General features: G+C 43.0%; 11 protein-coding genes. 4 read left to right on the top strand and 7 right to left on the bottom strand.

The window, feature by feature from the left end; all coding sequences use genetic code 11:
* Positions 1-327 precede the first annotated feature (327 nt).
* Together fusA and BM739_RS10805 are read left to right on the top strand one after the other, a co-directional pair.
* A complete protein-coding gene (fusA, locus tag BM739_RS10810) occupies positions 328-2,418 on the top strand; it encodes an elongation factor G (protein WP_076540504.1) in 2,091 nt (696 codons plus the stop codon).
* A 196-nt stretch (positions 2,419-2,614) separates the two neighbouring features.
* Positions 2,615-4,579, top strand: a complete 1,965-nt coding sequence (locus BM739_RS10805; RefSeq protein WP_076540502.1) for an alkyl/aryl-sulfatase — start codon at positions 2,615-2,617, stop codon at positions 4,577-4,579.
* A 103-nt stretch (positions 4,580-4,682) separates the two neighbouring features.
* On the opposite strand, the gene BM739_RS10800 is transcribed toward BM739_RS10805, so the two are convergent.
* The 7 genes from BM739_RS10800 to serA form a co-directional block, all read right to left on the bottom strand.
* Positions 4,683-5,108 carry a nitrate reductase cytochrome c-type subunit gene (locus BM739_RS10800; protein WP_076540501.1) on the bottom strand — a complete coding sequence of 142 codons (426 nt, stop codon included), beginning with the start codon at positions 5,106-5,108 and terminating at the stop codon, positions 4,683-4,685.
* A 99-nt stretch (positions 5,109-5,207) separates the two neighbouring features.
* On the bottom strand, positions 5,208-7,691 hold the full coding sequence (napA, locus tag BM739_RS10795) for a nitrate reductase catalytic subunit NapA (RefSeq protein ID WP_076540499.1): 2,484 nt from the start codon (positions 7,689-7,691) through the stop codon (positions 5,208-5,210).
* A gap of 372 nt (positions 7,692-8,063) precedes the next feature.
* Entirely contained in the window at positions 8,064-9,131 is a 1,068-nt protein-coding gene (locus BM739_RS10790; protein ID WP_139326872.1) for a lipocalin-like domain-containing protein, read from the bottom strand.
* Positions 9,132-9,244: 113 nt separating this feature from the next.
* Entirely contained in the window at positions 9,245-11,788 is a 2,544-nt protein-coding gene (locus BM739_RS10785) for an ABC transporter permease (protein WP_076540495.1), read from the bottom strand.
* Complete coding sequence (locus BM739_RS10780; RefSeq protein WP_076540493.1) at positions 11,781-12,449, bottom strand: ABC transporter ATP-binding protein; 669 nt, start codon at positions 12,447-12,449, stop codon at positions 11,781-11,783. Before BM739_RS10780 ends, BM739_RS10785 begins: the two co-directional genes overlap by 8 nt.
* A 204-nt stretch (positions 12,450-12,653) precedes the next feature.
* Entirely contained in the window at positions 12,654-13,613 is a 960-nt protein-coding gene (ygfZ, locus tag BM739_RS10775; protein WP_076540491.1) for a tRNA-modifying protein YgfZ, read from the bottom strand.
* 162 nt (positions 13,614-13,775) lie between these two features.
* Complete coding sequence (gene serA / locus BM739_RS10770) at positions 13,776-15,005, bottom strand: phosphoglycerate dehydrogenase (RefSeq protein WP_076540489.1); 1,230 nt, start codon at positions 15,003-15,005, stop codon at positions 13,776-13,778.
* A gap of 151 nt (positions 15,006-15,156) precedes the next feature.
* On the opposite strand from serA, the gene BM739_RS10765 reads away from it, so the two are divergent.
* Together BM739_RS10765 and BM739_RS10760 are read left to right on the top strand one after the other, a co-directional pair.
* On the top strand, positions 15,157-15,753 hold the full coding sequence (locus BM739_RS10765; RefSeq protein ID WP_076540487.1) for a DUF2238 domain-containing protein: 597 nt from the start codon (positions 15,157-15,159) through the stop codon (positions 15,751-15,753).
* 237 nt (positions 15,754-15,990) lie between these two features.
* Positions 15,991-16,656 (top strand): LuxR C-terminal-related transcriptional regulator, encoded by a 666-nt coding sequence (locus BM739_RS10760; RefSeq protein WP_076540485.1) that lies wholly within the window; start codon positions 15,991-15,993, stop codon positions 16,654-16,656.
* Positions 16,657-16,899 lie beyond the last annotated feature (243 nt).

Here is a 16,899-nt window from a genome sequence, read left to right as displayed (position 1 = left end):
CGACGAGGAACAGCTTAAATTCACCTAAATGAAGGCGATTAAGTCAATATTAACCTTGTTGTAGTAACCTAAGCCCCATATAAACAGCTTAGAAGTAAAAAAACACTATTGTTCGAAAAATAAACGATAAGTTTTATTTCTCTGTTTTATATAAGAAATGTGTATTTTTATCGAATTTATTTACGTAAAATGCGATAAAAATTGCAAGTCCCATTTGCGCTATTGCAGGTTCCAACTTACAATATGCGCCTTAAATAACCTGATGTGCGGTGTGTCTAAGTTTTTACACGCTCCGTCTACCTCTTAACTAATCATTAAAGTTGAATCATGACCGAATTATCCAAATACAGAAACATTGGTATCTTCGCTCACGTTGACGCGGGTAAAACCACGACCACCGAGCGTATCCTAAAGCTAACCGGTAAGATCCATAAGATCGGTGAAGTTCATGATGGTGAATCTACTACTGACTTCATGGAACAGGAAGCTGAGCGCGGTATTACTATTCAGTCTGCAGCAGTAAGCTGTTTCTGGAATGACCACCGTTTTAACGTTATTGACACTCCTGGTCACGTTGACTTCACTGTTGAAGTTTATCGTTCACTAAAAGTGCTTGATGGCGGTGTTGGTGTATTCTGTGGATCTGGTGGTGTTGAGCCTCAGTCAGAAACTAACTGGCGTTATGCTAACGAATCAGAAGTTGCTCGTATCATCTTCGTAAACAAATTAGACCGTATGGGTGCTGATTTCTTACGCGTTGTTAAGCAAACTAAAGATGTTCTAGCTGCTAACCCACTAGTTATGGTTCTTCCTATTGGTATCGAAGACGAATTCACTGGCGTTGTTGATCTACTTACCCGTAAAGCATGGGTATGGGATGAAACAGGCGAAGCTGAAAACTACAAAATCGAAGAAATCCCAGCTGACATGGTTGACATGGTAGAAGAATACCGTGAAATGCTAATCGAAACTGCTGTAGAGCAAGACGATGACCTAATGGAAGCTTACATGGAAGGCGAAGAGCCATCTATGGAAGAGCTTAAGCGTTGTATCCGTAAGGGTACCCGTGATATGTCATTCTTCCCTACATACTGTGGTTCTGCGTTCAAGAACAAAGGTATGCAGCTTCTTCTTGATGCTGTTGTTGACTACTTACCTAACCCAGTTGAAGTTGATCCACAACCTCTTACTGATGAAGAAGGTAACGAAACTGGCGAACACGCTTTAGTTTCAGTTGACGAGCCATTCAAAGCGTTAGCATTCAAAATCATGGATGACCGTTTTGGTGCACTAACCTTCGTACGTATCTACTCAGGTAAGATCAACAAAGGTGACACCATCCTTAACTCGTTTACAGGTAAAACTGAGCGTGTTGGTCGTATGGTTGAAATGCAAGCTGATGAGCGTAACGAATTAGATTCAGCGCAAGCTGGTGACATTATCGCTATCGTTGGTATGAAGAATGTTCAAACTGGTCACACTTTATGTGATGTTAAACATCCTTGTACTCTTGAAGCAATGGTATTCCCAGAGCCAGTTATCTCTATCGCTGTAGCACCTAAAGATAAAGGTGGTTCAGAGAAAATGGGTATCGCTATCGGTAAAATGATTGCAGAAGATCCATCTTTCCGCGTAGAAACTGACGAAGACTCAGGCGAAACCATCCTTAAAGGTATGGGTGAGCTTCACTTAGACATTAAAGTAGACATCCTTAAGCGTACTTACGGTGTTGACTTAATCGTTGGTGAGCCTCAAGTTGCTTACCGTGAAACTATCACTAAGGTTACTGAAGATAGCTACACGCATAAGAAACAGTCTGGTGGTTCAGGTCAGTTTGGTAAAATTGACTATGTTATCCGTCCTGGTGAGCAAAACACTGGCTTCACATTCAAGTCTTCAGTTGTTGGTGGTAACGTTCCTAAGGAATTCTGGCCAGCAGTTGAAAAAGGCTTCGCTAGCATGATGAACACCGGTACTGTTGCTGGTTTCCCTGTGTTAGACGTTGAGCTAGAGCTTACAGATGGTGCTTTCCACGCAGTTGATTCGTCAGCTATCGCGTTCGAAATCGCTGCTAAAGGCGCATTCCGTCAATCTATGCCTAAAGCCGGTGCACAACTTCTTGAGCCTATCATGAACGTTGACGTATTCAGCCCAGATGACAACGTTGGTGATGTTATTGGTGACCTTAACCGTCGTCGTGGCATGATCAAAGACCAAATGGCTGGTGTTACTGGCGTTCGTATTAAAGCTGACGTACCGTTATCAGAAATGTTCGGTTACATCGGTTCACTACGTACTATGACATCAGGTCGTGGCCAATTCTCTATGGAATTCGCTCACTACTCACCATGTCCTAACAGTGTTGCTGAAAAAGTAATTGCTGACGTTAAAGAACGTGAAGCTGCTGCTAAGAAGTAATTCTAGCGCTTAAGCTTTAATAAAAACCGCTGCAAGCTAATGCTTACAGCGGTTTTTTTATGCCTTAAATTTGAGAATAAAAAATAAAATATTAATAAAAATAAAACTAATAGCGCTAGCGATTGGTTAAATAAGCAGCTAACTTTACTCCGAGGATAACGAATTAAGTATTTAATCGTGTTTAAAAGGAGCTTATATGAAACCGCTTTATCTGCTTGGCGCGGCTTTTTCTGTCGCTGTGTGTTTTAATAGTGTCGCCGCTACTCAATCTAAACCTGCTACTGAACATACTCAAAAAGCCAATGCCGCAGTGCTAAAGGCGCTTCCCTTTAACGACAAGCAAGATTTTGACAATGCTAAACGGGGTTTTATTGCTAAGCCTGATGTGGTGACCATTAAAGATGCCAATGGCAATGTGGTATGGGATTTAGAGCAATACAAATCTTATATTAGCGATGACAAAGCCTCCCCTGATACGGTTAACCCCAGTTTATGGCGTAATAGCCAATTGGTACTTCATCATGGTTTATATGAAGTGACTGAAAATATTTACCAAGTACGTGGGTTTGACTTAAGTAACATCACTTTCATTAAAGGTGACAAAGGCTGGATTGTATTTGACCCATTAATCTCCCCTGAAACCGCTAAAGCCTCATTAGATTTAATCAATAAGCATATTGGAGAGCGCCCAGTGGTGGCGATTGTCTATAGTCATAGCCATATTGACCATTATGGCGGTGCAACCGGCTTAGCTACAGCAGAAGATGTCGCCAGCGGTAAAGTGCAGGTGATAGCGCCGGAGCATTTCACTGAACATGCGGTGTCTGAAAATGTCATTGCCGGTAACGCAATGGGTCGCAGAGCTGTTTATATGTATGGCGCATTACTGCCAAGAAATGCCCAGGGCGGCGTAAATGGTGGCCTAGGTATGACAGTATCGACCGGGCTTGCGGGTTTATTAGTGCCTAATAAGGAAATTAAACAGACGGGGACTAAATTAACGATTGATGGCGTTGAAATGGAGTTTCAGTTAACTCCGGGTACTGAAGCGCCAGCTGAAATGAACACTTGGTTTCCACAATATAAAGCCTTGTGGATGGCGGAAAACACCACTAATACCATGCATAACATCTTAACCCTACGTGGGGCGCAAGTGCGTGATGCGCTGATTTGGGCCAGTTTCCTTGACGAGACTATTAGCCTGTGGGGCCAAGAAGCCAAAGTTAAGTTCCAAAGTCATCATTGGCCTTTATGGGGCAGTGACAACATTATTCCTTATTTCAAAAAGCAGCGTGATATCTACAAATTTACCCATGACCAATCAGTAAGATTGATGAACCAAGGTTACACAGGTGAAGAGATTTCTGAAATGATCACACTGCCTCCTGAATTAGAGCAGAATTGGGCTACTCGAGGCTATTACGGCACGCTGAAGCACAATAGCCGCGCAGTGTACCAACGTTACATGGGCTGGTATAACGGTAATCCATCTAACCTTGATAATCTGCCGCCAGAAGTGGTTGCTAAAAAGTATATGCAGTACATGGGCGGCGAAGCTGAAGTGGTTAAAAAAGCCAAAAACTCTTTCGCTGATGGCGAATACCGCTGGGTTGCCGAAGTGATGAAACATGCTGTTTTTGCTAACCCTCAATCTACCGATGCTAAAGAGTTATTGGCAGATGCCTTTGAGCAGTTAGGTTATCAAGCTGAGTCAGGCCCTTGGCGCTCAGTCTACTTGCAAGGCGCTTATGAGCTGCGAAATGGTATTCCATCAGCAGGGGGAACTCAAACTGCAACGCCTGATACTATTCGCGCGATGACACCTGAATTGCTGTTTGATTATTTAGCGGTAAGATTGGACTCTGCCAAAGCGGCGGGTAAACAGTTTGATATCAATATTGATTTTACTGATCTTAAAAAGGGCTACAGCTTAACGGTTGAGAATGCGGTATTGCACCATAGCTCGAATCAAGTAGAAGACCCTGATGTCGGTTTAGTGATGAGCATGGAAACCATGAATAGCATCCAGCTAAAAGAGATAACCTTTGATGAGGCTATTAAAAAAGGTGATGTAAAAATCAGCGGTGATGAAAGCTTATTTACTGCATTTTTAGGTATGCTTGATGAGTATAATTTCTGGTTTAATATTGTGACGCCATAGGCTTTAGTTTTGGTGTCTTAGCCACTGTTGTTAGCTTAGCTAGAAAAATGCCACTGATATTCAGTGGCATTTTTTATTGTGGTATTAATTCAAATACCAAAGCTTAGTTTGTGTGGTAATTCTCAACTAAGGCTTCTTTATTATCTGCTTGTGCAACATGACACTGAACACAGAAATAGTATTTATCGTCAAACTGACCATCTGCTTTTACGTGGGACTTATCAATTGGCGTTGCTTTCATACGCGGCGCTTTTTCAGGGCTATGACAGCTTAAGCAGCCATTCTTTTTGATGGTGATAGGGTAGCTATCTTTATGGGGGATCATTGGTGGTTGATGCACAAATGTTCTTTCAATTGCTGTGCCGCGGCTTGGATAAGTCGCTTTTGCATCTGCAACTAAAGTGTCAGTAATTTGTACATCACCAGCAAGTGATTTTACATTTACAGGTGCTGCAGTTTGCTGTGCTTGTTGACCTGAGCATGCGCTAAGACTGAGCACTATCGCAGCAAGGCTAAGTAATTTCTTCATGGTTTACACTCCGTCATATCCACTATCGTTTGCGTAAATGGATAGAGAAAAATAGTGATTCAGTGATGCTAAAGTCCTTTAGCATCACTGTAAGTAAAATTAGGCTTTAACAATCTTCACAGGACACTTTTTGAAATCGGTTTCTTTCGATAACGGATCGGTAGCATCGAGTAATAGTTTGTTGACCAGCTGTCTAGCATCAAAAAATGGCATAAATACCACGCCGACTGGCGGTTTGTTACGGCCTTTGGTTTCAATACGGGTTTTCACTTCACCACGTGGAGAAATCACTTTCACTTCATCACCATTTTTCAGACCGCGACTGCTGGCATCTTGTGGGTGCATGAATACTTGTGCATCAGGATACGACTTATGCAGCTCAGGTACACGGGCTGTCATACTGGCAGTATGCCAATGCTCTAGTACGCGACCTGTAGACATCCATAAATCATATTCATCATTTGGCTCTTCTGCAGCAGGCTCGTATGGCAGTGCAAAAATCACTGCGCGGCCATCTGGCTTACCGTAGAAGTTATAACCTTCACCGGCTTTAACGTAGGGGTCACTACCTTCAACAAAACGGCGCACTGTTTCCTTGCCATTAACCACAGGCCAGCGTGCCCCGCGGTTTTCATGGTAAGTATCAAAGTCTGCTAAATCATGACCATGGCCACGACCAAACTGTGCGTACTCTTCAAATAACCCTTTTTGCAGGTAGAAGCCGAAGGCATCGTTTTCATCGTTGTAGTCACCTTTACACTCAGATGCTGGGAACTTATCCACTACACCATTAGCAAATAAGATGTCATATAAGGTCTTATCTGCATATTCAGGTTTTTTAGCGATAAGTTCTGCTGGCCACACTTCTGAGGCTTTAAAGCGTTTAGAAAACTCAACTAACTGCCATAAATCAGATTTAGCGCCTTCAGGCGCTTTAACTTGTTGATGCCACATGTGAGTACGGCGCTCAGCGTTACCATAAGCGCCTTCTTTTTCGACCCACATTGCTGTTGGTAAAATCAAATCGGCTGCGGTTGCTGTCACCGTTGGATATGGATCTGATACCACGATGAAGTTTTCTGGGTTACGAAAACCTGGGTAAATTTCATCGTTGATGTTTGGACCTGCTTGCATGTTATTGGTACACATGGTCCAGTAGCAGTTTAGCTTACCGTCTTTTAGCATACGGCTTTGCAGCACGGCATGGTAACCGACTTTAGGCGGAATAGTGCCTTCAGGTAATTGCCATAACTTTTCAGTGATTGCGCGGTGCTTAGGGTTAGTCACCACCATGTCAGCAGGTAAACGATGTGAGAAAGTACCCACTTCACGAGCCGTACCACAAGCTGATGGCTGGCCAGTTAACGAGAAAGGGCTGTTACCTGGGGTGGCAATTTTACCGGTCAACAAATGAATGTTGTACAGCATGTTGTTAGCCCACACGCCACGGGTATGTTGGTTAATGCCCATGGTCCATAAGCTCATCACCTTAATGTTAGGATCAGCATAAGCTTTAGCCATTTCGATAAGGTTTTCAACTGGTACGCCACTCATTTCTGAAGCGTATTCCGCAGTATAAGTACTGACAAATTTGGCGTACTCTTCAAAGCTAATTGGCGTTGAACCACCACTACCTGGATTTTTAGCACTTTGCTCAAGTGGATGCTCAGGACGTAAGCCATAACCAATATCAGTCACACCCATTCTAAAGTTGGTGTGCTTGCTGACAAAGTCTTTATTTACCGCATCATTTTCAATGATGTAATTGGCAATGAAGTTCAATAGAACCAAATCAGATTGCGGTTTAAATACCATAGGGTTATCCGCTAATTCGAAACTGCGGTTTTCAAATGTTGATAACACATGGACTTTACTGCCTTCATGGCTTAAACGACGGTCAGTTAAGCGTGACCATAGAATAGGGTGCATCTCAGCCATGTTGGCGCCCCAAAGCACGAAATGATCGGCTGCTTCAAAGTCATCATAGCTCCCCATAGGTTCATCAATACCAAAGGTTCGCATGAATCCACCTACAGCGGATGCCATACAATGGCGGGCATTAGGATCGATGTTGTTGGTAAGGAAACCCGCTTTGTGTAATTTCGATGCCGCGTAGCCTTCCCAGATAGTCCATTGACCCGAGCCGAACATACCTACCGATGTCGGGCCTTTTTTGGCGATACTGGCTTTCCATTTCTCAGCCATGGTATCAAGGGCAACATCCCAGCTTACTGGGGTAAATTCACCTTCTTTGTCGTACTTACCATTTTTCATTCGTAATAATGGCGACGTAAGGCGGTCTTTGCCGTACATAATTTTAGAGAGGAAATAGCCCTTAACACAGTTAAGACCTTTGTTGACTGGGCTTTCTGGATCACCTTGAGTAGCAACAACTTTGCCTCCTTTGGTACCCACTAAAACACTACAGCCCACGCCACAAAAACGACAAGGTGCCTTGTCCCATTTTATTGCTGCAGACTGCTCTTCTGCTTGAACCATTTTTATTGGTAAAGCAAGTCCAACTGCCGAAGCGGCTGCGGTAGCTGCATTGGCTTTTAGAAACTCGCGACGGCTTATGCTCATGGTGTTTCCTCACTCTTAAATGTAGATAGACAGTATTTAAAAACTATCTTTGTTTTTATTTACCAAGGTTTTTATTTACAAAAAACTTAACTGTCTTTGAGTCTAGACCGCACATTTTTCATGGGTATACCCCAGACTGAGTATACGGGCTGTTTATTGCTGTAGATCACACTAGCGAGCGTGACCTAAAGCACATTTTTGAATTTGCTCAATTACTTAATTAGTAAAAATGAGATTAATTTTGGCGGTTAATTGAGAATTAAAGACAAAGTATAGGACAGATATATAAAAAGTCTGTCCTATCTTAAGTAGCGTTTTTATAGGCTTTAAAAAGCGAGGAAGAGGCAAAATTAACTTTTAACATCAATGGTGCTAATAGCCCGTTAGCTCCATATATCCATTACCAGAATGACTGCCAGATACGCTGATCGGGCCTTCCCAATAAGAGATTGTCAATGGCATATCACTGTTGGGGTTAAGTGCTTTAACCGTGACATCAATATCTTCGCTAGTAATGCTAACCTGCCAACTTATTGGGTAACGACCACTGTCAGTTTGTTGCCAGCTAAGGGGGGTAACTTGTATGTCGTTTGGCTGTAACTTGCTATTAATATTGCTGCCGCTGCCGTCGGCAAACATTCTGCGGGCGCTAAAAAAGGCCTCAGTATTAGTGTTTCTTAGTTGAAATAGCATTAGCGCAGAACCATCATCTAAGCGAATAGAAAACCAGTCCCAGCCTTGCTGACTTTTAGTGAGAAATTGCGAGCTCCACTCCCTATCAAGCCAGGCTTTGCCTGTAACTATTTCAGTTTTGCCATTACGGTTAATAGAACCTGTTAAATCAATAAAAGGCTGACTGTAATAGTAAGAGGCAACTTCGCCGTTAGGGCTTTTAATGCTGTAGCCATTATCACCTTGTAGGTTCATTGGCGCGTTACTGGTTAATGATAATTGGTAGCCAAACTCTGCAGTATTAACCGTTAAATTTGCCGGAAATAACCCATTGGTTTTACTGCGCCACTGCCAATCATCTAACACTATGGTGAGAGGATTAGAGCTAACATGGGCCAGTTGTGGATGGGCGCGAGACCATTTCTCTTTGGCTTGATGCTTGGATGCTGAAGTTAGTGCAACGTGTGACATAAACATTTGGTTAGTGGCCCAGTTGTTTGGCGCGCCAGTATCATTAGCAGACAGCGCAATTCTGAATTGAGTCCATTGAAGCCCTAACTCTTCACCCGCTGCAGTGGTCATATTGGCCGTTAAATACCACCACTCTTGCCTAAATTTATCATGGCTTAAATGATCTTTGGGGAAATGGAGTTGATGATCTGGCAGTACTTTGGCGTATTGCTCAAGACTGCCAGCGTCTTGCGTTAATAGGCTGCCCATACTGGCTTTATTATCTGACTCTACTGCCGAATCAGGCTGACAGCCCATTTGGCTCAAACAAGCTAACAGTAACCATATTGCGCTAAAAGCTGACTGTCGAAGCTTTAGTACTGGCTCAATCAGTGGCTTTATGTTGGCGCGGGTTATCGGGGCGTTATACATTATAAAGCCTCTTGCTGAAGGTTATGGATAAGTGATTTGCGGGTTTGCCAGTAAAGCGGGATTGCGATGGCAACGGCGCTGGTAGACAGAGCAATTAACACCACTCGGCCATAGGCTTGCCAGTCCCATAGCATGGCAATGCTCCAACCAAAGGCTTGTAAAGTGACTTTGTTGATCAGTAAGTAGCCCAGTACAGCTCCTGTCGGCAGCGCCACTAAACAGGTCAGCAATACAATAAACTGCATTTGAATGAACATCATAAAGCGCAAGCGGGCTTTACTCACCCCAAGGGCGTACAGCTTAGCTAATGGCGCTTGCCTAGCTTGAGTTAGCATTAAGCATGCACTGAATAATCCAATGGCAGCCACCATTAAGGTGAGGCTATTGAGCACCATGGTGATAGAAAAGGTTTGCTTAAACATGGCTATGGCTTGCTGCTTAATTTTGGCTTGGTTATACATCTGCGCGGTAGAAATTAGCTTGCTATTAACCAGTTGCTGTTCAAGTTCACTGATCTCACCGTCATAGCTGGCTGCAATACTTTTAGCTTGCTTGGGCAATTGTAATTGTTGCCACAGCCTATTACTTATCACGACTTGACCTTTAGGGTTACCATAATCAAAGAAGATAGCGCCAATGGTCACGGGCTGTTGCTCCGTTTTTGCTGAGATGATTGGCAATGTAAAGCGATCGCCAATTTGTAACTTGTATTTAATCGCAATGGGCTCGCTTATCATCAACTGTTTACCCTGAGTAAACTCAGCCCAGAAGTCATTTGATTGCTGTTTCAGCGAACTGACAATCTTAGTTGAATACAAGTCGCGACTCACAAGTTCAACAGGCATATTTTGGTAACTACTATTTACTGTCCACTGTGAATATATGCCAGTGACCTTAGGCTGCTTCTCTAAGAATGATGCAATGTCAGTGATGTTTTCAGTTGACGGGCGCATGTATAAATCTGCATGAAGGCGGCTTTCAAGCCAGGTTTTTAAGGTGACTTCAAAACTGCCTACTAAGGTATTCATCGAAATATTAGCGGTTAGCGCCAATAGCATCGCCATCATAGCTAACGATAACGGCCCGATTAACTCTTTGGTTTCTGCAATCATGTATTGCCATAATCCAGCCGGAAAATGCTTAGCCAAACTGCCACTAACATAATGCAGTGTTAATGGCAGCAATAGTGGAATAGCAACAATAACAACCCCCATCAGTGCGAGGCTAAATTGATATTGCTCGGTAAACGGAAACAGTGCTGCGCAAATGGTTAATGCCACTATCGCGATGACAAACGACCAACGTTGGGTGGTAAGTAAACTGCTTGCTTGATTATGTTTAGTGCCAGCACGGGCGAGGGGCTGTTGGGTTAATTGCCGATACAGTGGCAGACAGGCGAGTAAAGCGGCAAACAAGGTTAACACTATGGCTTGGGCAAACCACTGCCATTGCCAGTTGCCGGGCATTAATCTAGCACCATAAAGTTGCTCTAGTGTCATGGCGACCATAGGTTGTAGCCAGACGCTGAGTTGCAGCCCCAGAATAAAGCCTAAGCTCGCGCCAATGATCACCAGCACAATGAGCTCAGCGACCAGTGCGAGCATGACATTGTGTTTATTAATCCCTAATTGCAGTAATTGTACTAATAATTTTTGTCGCTTCATCAAGCTGTAGCGCACGCCGTTATAAGCGATAAACAGCCCTACTACAAAAGCCAACATGCTCATGGCGTTAAGGTTTAAGTGAAAACTGCGAGTCAGCTCTTGTAGCGCTTGGCCTTGATCTTGCTCTGTAATACTCGCCTGTTGCTGTAATAGGTTTTGGCTATTGATTTGCTCAATCAGTGGCTCAGCAGGATCAAATAACGCAATGTAAGACAGCTTATTAGCTTGGTCTAATAGGGTTTGCGCTAAAGAGATATCAGCGACAATGGCATTACCTAAGCCGTAATCATCATCGACACTGATCACTTCTAGCTTGATCGTGTTAGCGGCTTTATCTTGCGGGTTTTGTAAATAAAACCAACCGTCTTTTGCAATGTTATCTGCTAGGGATTGGCTCATTAACAACACATTGTTGCCTGCTAATAGCTTATCCAGTGGAATATTGATGGGGGTTTTGCTCTTGGTATTCGTTTGAGCTTCAGATGAATGGTTTTGTAAGTTAACCGCGGCAAATAAATCGCTACCTTGAATTTGCCAGCGCCGACCTTTATCGTCGACGGCAAGGCCATTAATCACAGCTAAAGCATTGCTTATCCCGCTTTGACGTAATCGAAAATAAACTTGTTCATCAATGAGTTGTTTCCCTGCAGCTGGGGTGATCAGCAAGCTTGCCCGTTGGCTTAATAGTTCGGTGGCTTCGCTGTAACTTCTTACCGCATTTTCATTGGTAGACTTGACGCCTATTAGCAAGGTGACTGCGAGGGTAATACCGAGAAGAATTGCCCCAGCTTGTAATGGCGCGTGGCGGTAGTGGGCAAAGAAAACTTTTAGTGACAACAGCCATTGTTTGACCGTGATGTCTTGAGCCTGATTACTCATGAATGTGGCCTTTGTCTAAATGCCACCTGCGTTTCATATAGCCTGCACAGGTTTCACTGTGAGTTACCATCAATACTGTAGTATTGGCAGCCATGGTGAGCTGGCACATTAGCTCCATTACTTGCTGACCTGCAGCTTCATCTAAATTACCGGTTGGCTCGTCTGCTAATAATAATGCCGGTTTGTGGATTAATGCTCTGGCAATGGCGACGCGTTGCTGCTGACCACCGGATAAGGTTTCAACAGGTCTGGTTAAAATGCCACCAATCCCAAGCTGCGAAATAAGCTCATCGCCCCAATCGCTCCACTTTTGATTATTAAGCTGTAATACAAAACGGATATTATCGATAACATTAAGCGGGGTGAGTAAGTTGAATTGCTGAAAGACAATACCAAGTTGCGCGCGCCTAAACTGGCTCCATTGACTATCTTGCCACTGCGCTGCTTGTTGGTTCATGAGTTGTAACTGACCAGAATCAATTTTCTCAAATCCGGCAATAATATTAAGTAGGGTGCTTTTACCGGTGCCGCTGGGGCCGGTTAGGGCAATGGTATCACCACGATGCAGGGATAAATCGACACAGTTAAGCACCTGATGAAGTCTATCGCCATCGTTAAAGCCTTTGGATACTTGGGATAGTTGGGTGATCACTGTTGTCATTAGCGTCTCTGGTATTACTTGTAATTACATCATCATACGATAAATAAAATTACTTAGATCGACTTTCATTGAAATAACCCGTTTATATGTTGATTTTGAAATAACAAAAAAGGCTGAAGAAAGAGAAGTAACCTCATTCATCAGCCTTTATTTCATTTTACGGTTAGCGGCCTTTGTTGGCTTTAACCCATATAACAGTTTAAGTTAATCTTCTAACGAATAAGGTAGCGGCTTCACCACTAGCTCACTTTGGCTGTCATCTTTTACTCTGAGTGTTGCATCATTTGGCGTATCGTTAGCCAATACCGCGGTTAATAGCACTTGGCCATTAAGTTCAACCGCTTCGATAACTTTACCCGCTCGAAGAAAGCCATCTTCTGAGGCAATTTCAATTTGAGTTTCACTGCTGACAGTTTCAGAGGCACTACCGGATAGAATATACAGGGCGCGTTTATTACCACCGCGGTACTTCATTCTGGCAATGGTCTCTTGGCCCATGTAACAGCCTTTTTCAAAACTAATACCGTTTACCGCCTGTATATTACACATTTGCGGCACAAACTCACTGCTGTGGTTGTCATCAATATTGGCGTAACCGGCTTGAATTTCTAATGCTTGCCAAGCTTGGCAGTGAGATAGTGGTTGATTTGATGCAGCGACTAATTGCTGCGCTTTTTCAGCTGAGGTAATCACCATAAAGCGCTCAGCATCTTTTAAAATGATAGCGCCTTCAGCGTGAGTTACTTCATGTTCAACCGGTCCAAATTGCTGCTCAATAAATTGTGCAGCCTGACTGCCAGCAAAGCCTAAAATAACGTGCTTAGCAGTGACATCAGTTAATTCAGCTTTACTGAATACCGCATATTTCTGCCATGAGGCCAAACTTAGCGGTAATACTGAGGCTGGCATTAAAACAAACAGGCTATCAGCAACTGTGTAGGTTCTGAAGCTAGCAATCATCTTACCTTTAGGATCGCAATGCGCGCCCCAGCGCCACTGAGTTTCTGTCAGCGATACGATATCGGTAGTGACTTGGCCGTGAATAAAGGTTTTACCTTGCTCACCGGTCACTTCAATTAAACCTAAGTGGCTTAAGTTTGAAACCAGTAAGTCGGGCGTTGAAGTTAAGTAATCCCAGTTTGGCTGTGTGGTTGCGAGTGTCATAAAATGATCCCTAAGGTGAGCAACAAAGATAAGCTTTGAGTGTAACGGAATTCAGTGAGGCTCAAAAGAAAAAGCTACCTTCAATTAATTGAAGATAGCTTTAATTTACAATTTAACTGCCAGATAAGCCTTAAGTTAAATAGTTCACCGACTTAGCTTGAATTAAAACAATACGCGAGTACGAATAGTACCTTCAATTGCTTTTAACTCGCCCAGTGCTTGTTCGGCTTGGTTTGAATTGACTTCCATGACCACGTAACCAATATCTGCTGTAGTTTGTAGATATTGCGCGGCAATGTTAATGCCTTTTTCTGAAAACGCTTGGTTAATTTTAATCAACACACCAGGACGGTTGTGGTGAATATGTAATAAGCGTGAGGTGCCTTTATGTTGTGGTAATGACACTTCAGGGAAGTTAACAGCAGACACAGTTGAACCATTATCCGAATATTTAGCCAGCTTACCCGCGACTTCAATACCGATATTTTCTTGAGCTTCAGCAGTACTACCACCAATATGCGGGGTAATAATGACGTTATCTTGTCCACGGAGTGGGCTAATAAATTCGTCATCATTTGACTTAGGCTCAACTGGGAATACATCAATGGCCGCGCCTGCAATGTGGCCTGACTTGAGCGCATCAGAAAGCGCATCAATATCAACCACAGTGCCCCGTGATGCATTAATGAAAAAGCTTTTTGAACGCATTTGTTCAAACTCTGTCGCACCAATCATATTTTTTGTTTGCGCAGTTTCAGGTACATGCAAGCTGATAACGTCTGCTTCATTCAATAGTGTTTCCATTGAATGGATTTGGCTGGCATTACCCAGTGGCAACTTGTCTTCAATATCGAAAAATACCACCCGCATACCGAGGGTTTCAGCCAATATACCCAGCTGAGTACCGATATGGCCGTAACCAATCACCCCTAAGGTTTTACCGCGCACTTCATAGCTACCATTGGCACTTTTTAGCCAACCGCCACGGTGGGCAAGGGCGTTACGCTGAGGAATACCGCGCATCAGCATGATGATCTCACCCAACACTAGCTCAGCAACACTGCGAGTGTTTGAGAATGGCGCATTAAATACTGGCACGCCTAACTTCTCAGCAGCGGCAATATCAACTTGGTTAGTACCAATACAGAAACAGCCAATCGCGACTAGTTTTTCAGCATGGTTCAACACTTCAGCGGTTAATTGGGTGCGCGAGCGTAGGCCGACAAAGTGAGCATCTTTAATTGAACGCAGCAATTCATCTTCAGGAAGAGAGGCTTTGTGGTATTCAATATTGGTATAACCTGCACGCTTCAGTACATCGACTGCAGTTTGGTGGACGCCCTCCAACAGCAGGATTTTAATCTTATCCTTGTCAAGCGAGTGTTTTGCCATGGTGTGGGTACCCTCTTATCTATAGTTATGCTTATGTTATGCTGATATTAACGCGCAACCAAAATAGCATTATTTATTGCCATTGTAGAGGGCTAGATGGCTAAAGATTGTGATCTTGATTTAGAACAATATCATCTAAGGGGATTGTAGAGTGAATAAGAAAGTTATATGGGTGGTTATTTTTGCAGTGGTGCTCCTTTGGTCGGTGAGTTCACCTAAAGATATGTTCACTTGGTGGCTAGAAGCACTGCCCGCTTTAATCGCTTTACCCATCTTATTTTTTACTCGCAATAAATTTCCACTAACCCCATTAGCTTACCTATTGATATTGGTACATTGCTGCGTGCTTTTGGTGGGCGCCAAATACACCTATGCAGAAGTACCACTGTTTGATTGGTTGGCTGAGTTAATGGGGAGCGAACGCAATAATTATGACAAAGTCGGTCATCTGGCTCAGGGCTTTATTCCCGTCATACTGGCAAGAGAGGTGATGCTGAGAAATCATGTACTGCAACTGGGTTATTGGTGTCAGTTTTTATCAGTATGTTTTGTATTGGCATTTTCGGCTTTTTACGAACTCATAGAGTGGTGGGTGGCAGCTGCAACAGGCGAGAACGCAGAGGCATTTTTAGGCACTCAAGGTTATGTGTGGGATACACAGTCAGATATGTTTATGGCACTTATTGGCGGTATTAGTGCATTAGTATTACTGACAAAGTTACATAATAAGCAGTTAGCATCACTTTAAATGAGTTATTTCTAGTTTTTTATACTGATAAGAGGTGATTATTTAGTTGGTTCTATGCTATGAATATATGTTCTGACAGGAGTTAATTTTCAGTTAAACCTTAAGTATTGCAAAAATACCGAATGAACTAGTCAAAATATACTATTATTGCATAATGTTGTGAATATGTTATCTACGATGTTTCAGGAAGAAACTCAGATAGCGAGAGATAAAGAATACTTTTCAGGGAGAAAAGTGATGAATTCGAATATTGATGAATTAGTCTTCTTACACCAGGTTGCTGCACCTTGCCACTTGGCTATTTTAGCAGAATCGATAGGGTTAAAAACACGGGTTGTGAAACATGCCAGTGAACTTGAAGTCGAAAAAAATACCAACAGTTTTTACTTGATTGCACAAAAAGGCGCGGCGCTTGATAGTAAAGGTATTCCGCTGTTGGTTTCACGTTTAGTTACTCATGTGCCCGTGGCTTTGTATCAAGTTGAGCGAGGCTCACTAGATCAAGAATCAGCACTGTTATTAGGCGTTAGAGGCCTACTTTATGCCGACCAACGAATGGACTTAATGTTGACCGGCCTGCGTAAAATGGTCGCTGATGAGCTTTGGTATGACAGGCCACTGATTAGTAAAATCTTCCGTAGACTTGTACAAAAGCTTGATGCCAACACTGAAATTCCAGCCGATACTGTGGCTATGCTGCAGATGCTGACTAGCCGTGAAAGAACCATTATTCAACTAGTCTCAAGTGGTGCAAGAAATAAAGAAATAGCCCACCGCCTTTGCATTAGTGAGCACACGGTAAAGGCGCATATATCTTCCATTTTTAGAAAAACCCAATCTCGAAACCGGGTCGAGTTACTGCGCTGGGCGCAAACCTACCAAGCACATTTTGAATTCGCCTAACTTAGATTGTTTACCCGCTTGGAATAATTTAGTGATGCTATTAAGTCAGTTGTTATTTGCAACTGGCTTTTTTATTACATTCATTATGTCATCAATTATTACATCGCTTTAAAGTTAAATGATGAACTTTTATCAGGTTTCTCAGAATTAATGATACTAATGTGTAAGCTGTAAGTGTTTGAAATATCATACCTTAATCGCCGGGGGGAGCGTGATAATTACTGGGGTTGAATGGGGCACTTA

This window comes from Shewanella sp. UCD-KL21, assembly GCF_001957135.1.
Taxonomy (GTDB): domain Bacteria; phylum Pseudomonadota; class Gammaproteobacteria; order Enterobacterales; family Shewanellaceae; genus Shewanella.
Note: the sequence above shows the minus strand (reverse complement) of the source record. Positions and strands in the feature narration are given on the sequence as shown.